Origin of the sequence: Chryseobacterium sp. G0201, from assembly GCF_003815655.1 — a bacterium.
Taxonomy (GTDB): domain Bacteria; phylum Bacteroidota; class Bacteroidia; order Flavobacteriales; family Weeksellaceae; genus Chryseobacterium.
Genome location: NZ_CP033917.1, coordinates 2,666,936 through 2,679,267 on the forward strand (window position 1 = coordinate 2,666,936; position 12,332 = coordinate 2,679,267).

8 protein-coding genes and 5 tRNA genes are annotated in these 12,332 nt (G+C 35.3%); 8 read left to right on the forward strand and 5 right to left on the reverse strand.

Features of this window, described 5'->3' with window-relative positions; genetic code table 11:
• Window positions 1–204: 204 nt before the first annotated feature.
• The 7 genes from EG348_RS12010 to EG348_RS12040 all read left to right on the forward strand — a co-directional run bounded on the left by EG348_RS12010 (window position 205) and on the right by EG348_RS12040 (window position 9,997).
• Window positions 205–3,180, forward strand: a complete 2,976-nt coding sequence (locus tag EG348_RS12010; protein WP_123983349.1) for a SusC/RagA family TonB-linked outer membrane protein — start codon at window positions 205–207, stop codon at window positions 3,178–3,180.
• 11 nt (window positions 3,181–3,191) lie between these two features.
• Window positions 3,192–4,640: a SusD/RagB family nutrient-binding outer membrane lipoprotein gene (locus EG348_RS12015; protein WP_123983350.1), complete on the forward strand. Its 1,449-nt coding sequence runs from the start codon at window positions 3,192–3,194 to the stop codon at window positions 4,638–4,640.
• A gap of 209 nt (window positions 4,641–4,849) precedes the next feature.
• Window positions 4,850–6,433, forward strand: a complete 1,584-nt coding sequence (locus tag EG348_RS12020; RefSeq protein ID WP_123983351.1) for a calcineurin-like phosphoesterase C-terminal domain-containing protein — start codon at window positions 4,850–4,852, stop codon at window positions 6,431–6,433.
• Between the two features lie 340 nt (window positions 6,434–6,773).
• Complete coding sequence (locus tag EG348_RS12025; protein WP_123983352.1) at window positions 6,774–7,487, forward strand: 3-ketoacyl-ACP reductase; 714 nt, start codon at window positions 6,774–6,776, stop codon at window positions 7,485–7,487.
• Window positions 7,488–7,733: 246 nt separating this feature from the next.
• Window positions 7,734–8,561: a 50S ribosomal protein L11 methyltransferase gene (prmA, locus tag EG348_RS12030; protein WP_123983353.1), complete on the forward strand. Its 828-nt coding sequence runs from the start codon at window positions 7,734–7,736 to the stop codon at window positions 8,559–8,561.
• 19 nt (window positions 8,562–8,580) lie between these two features.
• Window positions 8,581–9,426: an SH3 domain-containing protein gene (locus EG348_RS12035; protein ID WP_123983354.1), complete on the forward strand. Its 846-nt coding sequence runs from the start codon at window positions 8,581–8,583 to the stop codon at window positions 9,424–9,426.
• Between the two features lie 70 nt (window positions 9,427–9,496).
• A complete protein-coding gene (locus EG348_RS12040; RefSeq protein WP_123983355.1) occupies window positions 9,497–9,997 on the forward strand; it encodes a hypothetical protein in 501 nt (166 codons plus the stop codon).
• A 176-nt stretch (window positions 9,998–10,173) separates the two neighbouring features.
• On the opposite strand, the gene EG348_RS12045 is transcribed toward EG348_RS12040, so the two are convergent.
• The 5 genes from EG348_RS12045 to EG348_RS12065 form a co-directional block, all read right to left on the reverse strand.
• A tRNA-Arg gene (locus EG348_RS12045) sits at window positions 10,174–10,247 on the reverse strand.
• A gap of 32 nt (window positions 10,248–10,279) precedes the next feature.
• Window positions 10,280–10,354, reverse strand: a tRNA-Pro gene (locus tag EG348_RS12050).
• A 456-nt stretch (window positions 10,355–10,810) separates the two neighbouring features.
• A tRNA-Arg gene (locus EG348_RS12055) sits at window positions 10,811–10,884 on the reverse strand.
• 32 nt (window positions 10,885–10,916) lie between these two features.
• Window positions 10,917–10,991 (reverse strand) — tRNA-Pro (locus EG348_RS12060).
• Between the two features lie 28 nt (window positions 10,992–11,019).
• Window positions 11,020–11,104, reverse strand: a tRNA-Ser gene (locus EG348_RS12065).
• Between the two features lie 136 nt (window positions 11,105–11,240).
• Here EG348_RS12065 and EG348_RS12070 point away from each other — a divergent pair.
• Window positions 11,241–12,269: an N-acetylmuramoyl-L-alanine amidase gene (locus EG348_RS12070; protein WP_123983356.1), complete on the forward strand. Its 1,029-nt coding sequence runs from the start codon at window positions 11,241–11,243 to the stop codon at window positions 12,267–12,269.
• The last annotated feature ends 63 nt before the right edge of the window (window positions 12,270–12,332 follow it).

Here is a 12,332-nt window from a genome sequence, read left to right on the forward strand (position 1 = left end):
AAAAAGGACAATAAAGATAAATGAATGTGTTATGTTATTCATATTAAAAATGCTTAATTAGCTTAACCATCTGTTAACCAATAGGCTGTAGTTTTTTGTTAATAATCGCTTAATATTTCGTTTAATAATTATTTAATAAATGTTAAAGTCTTGTTAAGACCGTAGTCGTAATGTCGTTCTAATTTTGCGCAAACAAAAAACGATATGCGTAGAGAGACACAAAAGTTATTGATTTTGTCATTGCTGGGACTCGTCAGTGTCAATCTGGCGGCTCAGGAGAAAGCTAAAAGAGACACTATTAAAAATATTGATGAGGTTGTGGTAACAGCTTTAGGTATCAAAAGACAGGACAGATCTTTGGGATATGTTGCCGAAACCATCAAGTCTGAAGAATTACTGAGAACCCAGAATAATAACTGGTCGCAAGCACTGGAAGGGAAAGTAGCCGGTCTGAAAATTCAGACAGCAGGAGCCGGACCTTTGGGAAGTTCTACCATCAAATTACGTGGCGATATTTCCATGAATGCCAATGAGAATAATGCTCTTATCGTTATCGACGGCGTTCCGATGAATAATAATACAACAGGAACAGGTTTTTCAGCTTATGGAGCAGGTTCTAAAGCAGATTTACCGATCGACTACGGAAACGGAATCAATACAGTGAATCCTGATGATATTGAATCTATTACCGTATTGAAAGGTTCTACAGCATCCGCTTTATATGGCTCAAGAGGAGCAGGTGGAGCGATTATGATCACCACAAAATCCGGAAAAAGCAAAAACGGAAAAGTACAGGTTTCTCTCAATTCTTATTCAAGCTATGATTCAGTGCTGAAATGGCCGGATTATCAATACGAATACGGTCAGGGAACCATGCAGAAAGACACCAACGGAAACTATTTTTATTCTTATCAGGTTTCGCCAGATGGGCTTAACACAGGAGGAACGAGTAGTGCTTTCGGACCGAAATTCGCAGGACAGTATTTTTTCCAATATGACCCTACAACGGAAGGTCAAAGTGCAACAAGACAATTGTGGCAGCCTTACAAAGACAATATCAAAGGTTTCTGGAAGACAGGAACAACTTTCTCAAACAATATCGCCATAGAATCTTCGAATGAAAATACATCTTTCAGATCATCTTTAACGTATTTAAAGAATGAATGGATGATGCCGAACACAGGCTTTGATAGATTTAATGCAGCTTTTTCAGTTGATCATAAATTAAATGAAAAATTAAAAATAGGGATTAAATTAAATTATAATAAAACAAAGAGTGACAACTTGCCAGCAACAGGTTACAGCAACCAGTCGATCTCTTATTTCATGATCTTCCAAAATCCGAATGTTGATCTTTCTTGGTATGCACCGATCTGGAAATCAGGGAAAGAGCAGGTTGATCAGGTTCACCCGTTCAGTTCGTTTATTGATAATCCTTATCTGATCGCTTACGAAATGTTGAATGGTGTTGATAAAAATTTCATTACAGGAAATGTAAATCTTAATTATAAAATTACTAAAAACTTTGAAGTGTTGGTGAGATCCGGAATGGAATTAACCAACGAATTACGTACTCAAAAAAGACCTTATAGTTCAGCCAACTATCTTCAGGGGATGTACAGAGAACAGCACATCAGGTTAATGGATTTAAATAACGATGTCTTATTTACGTATAAAAATAAATTTAAAGACTTCGATTTCAGTGCGTCAGTTGGAGGAAATATTCGTTATACGGAATACATGATGAATGATTATCTGGCAGACGGACTTCTGAAACCGGGAGTTTATACAATGCCCAACGGGATCTCAAACATCAACAAATTTGCAAGACCCAATGATAAGCAGGTCAACAGTACGTATGCTTTGGCGACTTTAGGTTACAAAAATAAGGCATTTTTAGATCTTACTGCGAGAAATGACTGGAGCAGCACGCTTCCACAAGAGAACCGTTCTTATTTCTATCCATCGGTTTCAACGTCGTTCATTCTTTCAGATATTTTCAAGTTTACGTCTGAAAAATTTAATTATTGGAAATTAAGAGCTTCCTGGTCTACAGTGGGTAACGACACAGATCCTTATATGTTGATAAAATATTATAATAACAGTGATTTCGCAGGTTCTGTAGAGTCGTCGCCACTATATCCTAATCCTAATCTGAAACCTAACATGATTACAAACATGGAAGGAGGTATGGATTTTAGTTTCTTTAAAAACAGAATTAATTACAGCATAACAGCTTATCAAAACAATTCTAAAGATCAGATTGTAAGAATTCCAACATTGTGGGAAACAGGCTACAGCAATAGAGTAATTAATGCTGGAGAAATTAGAAACAGAGGGTTGGAAATGACTTTAAATACCTATCCTGTCAGAAATAAAAATTTCTCTTGGAGTGTAAACGCCAACTGGTCGATGAACAGAAACAAAATTCTTTCTCTTCCTGAAGAGTTCCACGGTGAGCCATATACAATGGGAAGTGTGGGTGGAGTAGTTTATTACAATGCGGTTGTAGGTGGCTCATTGGGTGATATGTATGGTTACGGATTGATGTATTCTCCTGACGGACAGGTGATTTTCAATGCGAGCGATGGCTTAACAGCAAAACCTACTCAGATGAAGAAGATCGGAAACGCATATCCGAAATGGAGGGCAGGTCTTCAGAACGAATTCAGATATAAAAATATTACTCTAAGTTTCTCAATTGATGGTCAGTACAAAGGTATGGCATATTCGCAATCTCACCACAAAATGACCGAACAGGGTAAACTTGAACATACTTTGGTAGGAAGAGATAATCCTGGAGGTTTGATCGTCGGAGACGGTGTTATACAAAACCCTGACGGTTCATTCTCTCCCAATACAAAAGGAGTTTTAGTATCGGCTTATTACGCAGATTACTACAGAAGAGCCAACGTGGAAACCAATACATTCGATACTTCTTTCATTAAATTAAGAGATGCCAGAATTTCATATTCTTTCCCGAAAAGTGTGACCGAACAGCTTAAGATCACAGATCTGACTTTAGCATTATTCGGAAGAAATCTTTGGATGTGGACGAAGTTCCCATTATTCGATCCGGAAGCAGCAACGCTTAACGATAACCAGATCACTCCGGGAGTCGAAATGGGGCAGTTACCGACAGCGAGAACAGTAGGTATTCAGCTTAATGTTAAATTCTAAAATTTAAAATCATGAAAAAATTACTTTTAAATATTTTATTAATTACAGGAATTGCTTTTGTTTCAGTCTCTTGTGACAGGAATTTGGATGAGGTTAACGTTGACGAAAGTAGGATCAGTGAACCTGTAGCTTCAAAATTATTGGTCCCGATCCAGTACAATATGTCTGCGGTCAACTATATGAGAGCAAACGATTTCACATTCGATATCATGCAGGTTTCTCTTGATTTTCCGAACGAAGGTAACTCTCTGAGCCGTTATTATTTAACGGAAAATACAGGTGCCGGTTTCTGGAATAACAGCTACAAATGGCTTATGCAGATCAATGATATGAAAAAAGCAGCAATAAGAGATAAAGATGTTAATTATCAGGCGATTGCAATGGTTTTGAATGCTTGGGTTTATTCAAATCTTACGGATACTTACGGAGATGTTCCGTTTTCGGAAGCTTCTAATTTGGATGGGGGTATTTCTCAACCTAAATTTGATAAGCAGAAGGATATTTATATTCAGTTATTGAATGATTTAAAGGCCGCAAATTCACTTTTTGTAACCAACAAAATGCTTTCAGGATCTGACCTTTTCTATAAAGCAGAAAGTGATGCAAACGGAATTATAAACTGGAAAAAGTTCTGTAATTCACTTTCATTAAGATTGTTAACAAGAATTTTAAAGAAAAACGGTGAAGTAAATGTTCATGAAAGAATTCAGGAAATCATTAGTAATCCTACAACTTTCCCGGTTTTCCAAAGCAATGCCGAAACTGCAAAATTAAACGTAACCGGAGTTTCACCGCTTCTTCCTCCGATTGCAAGACCACAGGATTTCACTACAGGAAGAGCTGCTTCCGCATTTTTTGTTGAAACTTTAAAAGCAAATAATGACCCGAGAATGGCTCTGTTTTTCGGTCAGGCAAAAGATTTGGCAAGTGTAAATATAGGTTATAAAGGGGCTCCGTCAGGCTATACTTATGGAACGGTATTTAATTACCAGCCTTCAAATATGAATCAGAATTTAGCAAAAGCTCCTTTAAACATTTTGATTTATCCATATGCAGAATTACAGTTCACCTTGGCAGAATTAGCCAACAAAGGAATTATTCCCGGAAGTGCACAGACTTTCTATGAAAATGGCGTAAAAGCCACCATTGAGCAATGGGGCGCTGTGATGCCGGCCAATTATTTTGCAAATCCGGTTGTGGCATATGATGGTTCTTTAGACAAAATATATCTTCAAAAATATGTCGCGTTATTCTTTGTAGATCAACAGCAATGGTTTGAAAAGAGAAGGACAGGTTTCCCGATACTTCCAAACAATGGCGGACTTTTAAACAACGGTAATCTTCCTCAAAGATTGATGTATCCTCCAAATCCTAAAGTTTTGAATACAGCTAATTATCAAACCGCAGTTCAGCAAATGGGCGGAGATAATATTAACCTTAAAACATGGTGGAATCAGTAATAAGTTGAAAAATTTAAGTCAATAATTAAGCTAAGTTTAAATTAAAGCATAAAAGTTAACTACAAACTTAAGCACAATAATTAACCACAAGATTTGTCATTCTGAACGGGAATGAAATGGGAGTGAAGAATCTCTACAAAATAAAGGTTAGATTCTTCCTACGTCAGAACGACAAACTAAGGTGCAACAAATAATTAAATAAAAGCAAAATGAATATAAAATTTTTAATGCCTTGCCTGCTAATCTCAGCAATGGCATTTTCTCAGACCTCTGTTTCAGGATATGTGTTCGAAGACGGTAACAAAAACCTGAAAAAAGAGAATAAAGAAAAAGGAATCGAAGGAGTTGCTGTTTCAAACGGAACTCAGGTTGTGTTAACAGATAAAAGCGGAAGATACAGCTTACCAATCCAAGAAAATCAGACGATTTTTGTAATCAAACCTTCAGGATATATGACGCCTGTCAACGGAAATAACCTTCCTCAATATTATTATCAATACAAACCAAAAGGTTCTCCGGCAGATTTCAAATATAAAGGAACTGCGCCGACTGGAGAGCTTCCGAAGGAATTAAATTTTGCCTTAAATAAGCAAAACGAGAACAAAAACTTCGACATTCTGGTTTTCGGAGATCCGCAACCTTACACAGAAAAGGAGTTGGATTATTTCAAAAGATCAATTGTAAATGAGGTTAAAAATACCAAGAAAAATGCAGTGTTGGGAATCAGTTTGGGTGACTTGGTTGGAGATAATTTAAGTCTGCAAAAACCTTATGCAGATGTAATGAAAGAAGTTGGTTTACCTTGGTACAACGTGATGGGTAACCACGATATGAACTATGATGCAAAAGAAGATGTGTTATCAGACGAAACGTTTGAATCGAATTTCGGACCTGCGAATTATTCTTTCAATTATGGAAATGTTCACTTTATTATTTTGGATGATATTTTGTATCCGGATCCAAGAGATGGAAAAGGATATTGGGGCGGTTTCCGTGAAGATCAGTTAAAATTTGTGGAAAATGACTTAAAATTGGTTGATAAAAATAAATTGGTTGTCGTTTCTTTCCACATTCCATTGGAGCATAAAAATGAAGATAATTTCAGAAATTCAGACCGTCAGAAATTATTTGATTATCTGACACCTTTTCAAAATGCTTTGATTTTATCGGCTCACACACACATTCAGCAACAAATTTTCTACGGAAAACAAGCAGGCTGGAACGGTTCAAAAGACCTTCACGAATTTAATGCAGGAACAACTTGCGGTGACTGGTGGTCTGGAACGGCGGATGATGCAGGATTGCCGACTTCAACCATGAGAGATGGTACTGCAAAAGGGTATTCTTTCATCAGTTTTAATGATAATCAATATAAAGTTAAATATAAAACAGCCGGAAAATCTGAAGATTATCAGATCGGTTTATATGTTCCGAAAGCGGTTCCTCATCCTGCAAAAACTTCTGCGAAAATCTTGGCTAATTTCTTCATGGGAAGCAAAAAAGACAAGGTAGAATACAGAATCGACGGCGATCAGTGGGAAGCAATGGAATATGACGAAACGTTGGATCCAAACTTTGTAATGTCAGTTTTCAAATGGGATGTTACCCCAAATCTTTTACCAGGAAGAAGACCTTCAAACCTTGAAATGTCAAAACACATCTGGACAGGCGCTTTCCCTAAAAAATTATCATTAGGAAAACATAAAGTTGAGATAAGAGCATTGGATATGTACGGAAATCAGTTCGAAACATCACAGGAATTCGAAGTTCAAAACCCGGTTCTTATTCCTTAGTTTTTCATTTTTTACTATACTTTCAAAGAAACCGACTTCATGTGAAGTCGGTTTTATTTTTTTTGATTAAAATTTAAATACAAATCCGTTTTAAACACGAATAACACAAATATTTTTCAATAATAAACACAATTAAGGTGTGATAGTATCAATAGGAACTGGCTTTAGCTCGTTTGTTGAAATTAATAATTCAATTGGCTTTAGCCAAAACTTAAAAATATTTAATTAAAACTTTTGTGATTAATAAATTCGTGTCATCTGTGAAAACATTTGTGTTCATTTGTGTTTCAATCAAAAATGACTTTCGTAAATTTGCTTAAACGAATAAAATACTATTAAAATGAATATACAAGGAAAAAACGCTATCGTTACAGGCGGTGGAAGAGGTCTTGGTAAAGCAGTTGCTTTAGCATTGGCAAATGAAGGAGTGAATATCGGAATCACTGGCAGAAACGAGGAAAACCTTAAAATGACGGTTGAAGAAATTAAAAATCTTGGTGTCAATGCAACATATGCCGTTTTCAGTATGGATAATGAAATTCATGTAAAATCTGGTATAGAGGCTTTGGCAGAACAATTAGGAGGAATAGATATCTTAATCAACAATGCAGGAATCGGCGATTTTGGATCGATCGAAGAAATGCCTTCTGAAACTTGGGAACAGGTTGTTAAAACCAATCTTTTCGGAGTGTATTATGCTGCAAAAGCAGTTCATCCTTTCATGAAAGCAAAAGGAGAGGGAGATATCGTTAATGTAGCCTCAACAGCAGCTTTAAAAGGCGGTCTGAATATGTCAGCATATGCCGCTTCTAAAGCAGCGGTAGTTTCTCTTTCTCAATCTATGATGGCAGAATGGAGAAAACAAAATATCCGTGTCATCACATTAACACCAAGCACAATTGCTTCTGATATGTCTATCCAAGGCGGATTAACAGACGGAAATCCTGAAACCGTTCTTCAACCGGAAGATTTCGCAGAATGGGTAAGAGATATCTTAAAAATGAACAGAAGAGCTTTGATTGCTAATGGTTCTATTTTCTCTACAAATCCATAATTTAGAAATAATTTTCATATCAATAGGAGCGGGCTTTAGCCCGCTTTTTTTATGTAAGCATCCGTCATTGCGAGGAGCGAAGCGACGAAGCAATCTCAAAAATTAAACAAAATTGAATGCAAAGCTTGTCATTTCGTAGGAATCTAGACTCTAATATTTTTATAAACTATGTTGAGATTCCTATCGGAATGACAAAAATGACGGCAAATCAAAAAAGTAGTTTTATTTTTGCAACAAATTATTCACATGCAAAATTATTTAGAATTCGATTTCAAAATTTCTCCGCTTCAGCCTTGGAGTGATATATTGATGGCAGAACTTATAGAGATAGGTTTTGATAGTTTCACAGAAGAATTGGAGGGTATTTTAGGATATATTCAGAAAGATTTATTTAAAGAAGAGGAGCTTAAAGCATTACCACTTTTCCAAAATGAAGATGTAAAAATTGAATACACTTTCAAGGAAATGCCGAATATCAACTGGAACGAAGAATGGGAAAAGAATTTTTCTCTAATAAATATCGATGATAAAGTATTGATCAGAGCAGAATTCCATGAGTCTGTTCCGGGAATGCATGAAATTATCATTCAGCCAAAAATGTCTTTCGGAACGGGGCACCATCCAACAACGCATTTGATGATCCAACAAATGATGGATATCGATTTTAATGGTAAAAAAGTATTGGATATGGGTTGCGGAACTTCGGTTTTAGCGATTTATGCTAAACAAATCGGAGCTGCTGAAACAAAAGCAATTGATATCGACGAATGGTCAGTTGAAAATTCAAAAGAAAATTCAGTAAGAAACGGAGTAGAATTAGATATTGAACAAGGAACTGCCGAAAATTTAGGAAAAGAAAATTACGATATTATTTTAGCGAATATCAACAGAAATATCCTGATTTCAGACATTCCGACTTATGTTTCGGTATTAAATGATGGCGGAAAATTATTACTTTCAGGATTATGTTTCTTTGATGTTGACGATATTTTAGAAGTTTGTAAAGAAAACGGACTTGAATTGAAAAAGAAACTTCAAAGAGAAGAATGGGTAAGTTTATTGCTTGAGAAATAAAACACTGCAAAATATTAATATGAAATCTTTATTTACAGTTTTATTTTTATTAATCATTCAATTTTTTTCAGCTCAAGAAGAAGAAGTTGCCTATGCTAACGGAATTTTTAATTTTGAAGAAAATAAAACTCAAAAAATATTCACAGATTGGACAAGAGTAAGACAATCACCACAGGTCGATGCTCAAATTCTGGATTCTTTACAAACCAATCAACAGGTTCTGATCGTTAAACAGGACGAAACCATTTTAAAATTGGGAGAGCGAAGATCAAACTGGTACAAAGTATCTTATCAAAAAGACGATAAAATCTCAGAAGGTTACATTTGGGGCGGAAATCTTTGTGTAGGCTACAGAAATAAAAACGGCTACGATTTTCTTTTTGGCTTAACGAAAACAGTCAACAAAAAAGACAAGCAATATCCTGATATCATTATTAATCAAAATATCGCTGCTGTAAAAGTGATTGAAGGAAATACATTAATTGATGAAGTTTCTTTTGATACAGGCTCAGGTGAAAGTCTGAGTTATGGAATGTTTACTATTGAAAGCAATCATAAGCTACAGAATGTTGAATTAACCTTAAAAGCGATGGTTTCCGGCGAAGCGTGTGGAATTGCTAGTTACGACCAATATATTCTTTTTAAGGATAAAAAACTGGTTGCTTTGCCTCAATTAATGAATGTTGGTGATGCTGATGTCTATTATCATTCCGAAGCATTTATTTTTCCGAACGATAAAGGCGGAATACCGAACGCTTTCATCTTTAAAATGGAAGAAATGGAAAAGGATGATAAAGACAGAGAAAAGAAAAAACGTGCTTCTAAAACGTATCTCTGGGATGGGAGTTCTTATAAGCTGAGGTAAAATATTTAAGTAATAAATTCTAAAACCACTGTATATTTACAGTGGTTTTTATTTTAGATAAGACTATATTATGGATTATTTTGTATACAGACTTGATCATGTTTATACGGATGAGACTCATGCGGGATGTAAATTTTTAGGATATTTTGACGACGCTGACAAAGCGGAAAAAGAAAAGCAAAGATTATTACATTTTCGCAGGTTTTCAGATTATCCCAACGATTTCTATTTGAAAAAAGTTGGATTAAATAAAATAAATTGGCAAAACGGCTTTATGGATGTTATAGGTGAAATAGGAAGAGATTATTTACCGAAAGATGATTTAGTTCCTGATTATAGTCAAATAATTAAAGAACTAGATTTAAAGACGGTCTTTAAAGTAAGCCATACTTATACAATTCATACATTTTTAGATGATGAACGAGAAATAGGTGTATTCTCTGATGAAAAAATGGCAAATGATGTTGTTCATTTCCTCAGACAAAAAGATGGGTTTAATAAGTATCCGGATGATTTTATCATTAGTGAAATTTTACTGAATGATTGGCAATGGAGTTCAGGATTTGGATAATGTCTGAAAATTATCTGAAAAATCACAATGAGTTTTTGAAGCTTTTCCCGCTTTCCACTATATCTTTTGCTTCGCTTCGCTACACAAAAGGATGCCGTTGCAATCGGGGCTAGGTTTGTGTTTATTTAAAGGTTTGTAATAAAACAAAAAAACCTCTCAATCTTGAGAGGTTTCTGTGAGCGCGTCAGGATTCGAACCTGAGACCGTCTGCTTAGAAGGCAGATGCTCTATCCAGCTGAGCTACGCACCCATTAAATAATTTTGAGAAAACTATTAAAACAGTCGGGGCGGCAGGATTCGAACCTGCGACCTCCTGGTCCCAAACCAGGCGCGATGACCGGACTACGCTACGCCCCGATTGGCCATCAAAAACAGTGTGTATTACCTTGTTTTTTGTGGGTGCAAAGATAGGATACTTTTTTAAATAAAAAAATAAAAAGAGAAATAATTTTTAATGAATTTTTAAAGATTACATTTATGTTAACTTTACCCATTTAATAACCATTGAGTTAACGTAATTAATAGTTAAAAAAATAATTTAAACTTTTTTAAACTTTTATTTTCAATTTGTAGACTAATGACTATTTTAATCGGAAAATATAATAAATCAGTATTTAATCTTTGATAGTAAAATATTGAGTTTAGTGATTTATTTAATGACAATTTAGAGTAAAAAAGTTTCCAGAAAGAAATTTTATTTGAATAATAAAATATTCAAATTCAAAGAACCGATGAAATATAGTTTAATATTGATTTTTTTAAGAAATGCTTAAAAACAAAAAGACTCACAATTTTTAATTGTGAGTCTTTTTGTGAGCGCGTCAGGATTCGAACCTGAGACCGTCTGCTTAGAAGGCAGATGCTCTATCCAGCTGAGCTACGCACCCATTGAATAGTTTTGAGAAAACTATTAAAACAGTCGGGGCGGCAGGATTCGAACCTGCGACCTCCTGGTCCCAAACCAGGCGCGATGACCGGACTACGCTACGCCCCGAATATAATTAGATTGTAAAGAAAAAATGCGGAGGGTAAGGGATTCGAACCCTTGCGACACTTTCGCGTCGACAGTTTAGCAAACTGCTCCATTAACCACTCTGGCAACCCTCCTTTTTTCTTTAATTTTTAATGATCGTTGTTCTGTTATTGCGAGTGCAAATATAGAATAGATTTCTTTATTTACCAAATATTTTTCAAGAAAAATTTGTGTATTTTTGAGCTGATAAATGATTAAAAAAATAGACTAATGCGTAAAACATTATATATCATCGGATTAAGTGCTTTCGTTTTTTCGTGTACTCCACAACAAAATGTAAAAAAAAGCTCTTATAAACCGAAAACCCCAGTATCACAGCCAAAAACGGCAGTAAAAACACAAACTCAGGAAAAACCAAAACCGCAAATCACAAATGATCATGGCGTAGAATTTTTTACTACGAATATCGCGGATGTGACAAAAAATGATAACACGGCAAGTTACGGCTCTATCGTTTCTGCAAAACCTCCAGGATATAAAGTAGTGAAAACTTATTTCCCGGCAATTGCCCAAAACTTCAGACAGAGATATCTGATATTACATTATACGGCTTTACCGGATGATAAATCTATCACAGTTCTTACTCAGCAATCTGTAAGTGCTCATTATTTGGTGAACAATACAGGAGATAATGAGATCTATCAGTTGGTAGATGAAAATAAACGTTCTTATCACGCAGGAGTAAGCTCTTGGAGAAATGATAAAAATCTTAATGATAACTCGATTGGAATTGAAATCGTAAATGCTGGTTACACGGCAGATGCTACAGGCAAAAAATTATTTGTCCCTTTCAGTGATGATCAGGTTAAAAAAGTTGCTGCTTTGGCAAAAGATATTATTACAAGATATCAGATCCCTGCAACCAATGTTTTGGCGCATTCTGATATTGCACCAACGAGAAAGCAGGATCCGGGACCGTTTTTTCCATGGAAAAAGCTTTACGATCAGTATCAAATAGGAATGTGGTATGATGAGGCTTCAAAACAAAGTTATTATGACCTGGCAACATCTACGGATTTTACAGCAAAATACAATGATCCTACATTTATTTCAAGTGTTCAGACTCAATTGCAGAAATTTGGATATGGAGTAGAAGTAAGTGCAAAATGGGATGATACTACAAAAAAAACAATTGAGGCTTTCCAGTATCATTTCCGTCCGCAAAACTATGACGGAATCATGGATGCGGAAACATGGTCGATATTACAAGCTTTAAGTCTAAAATACCCTGTAAAATAAAATATAAAGCGCATCGGTTATGATGCGTTTTTGCTATATTTAAACCATATAAAATTTAAAAAA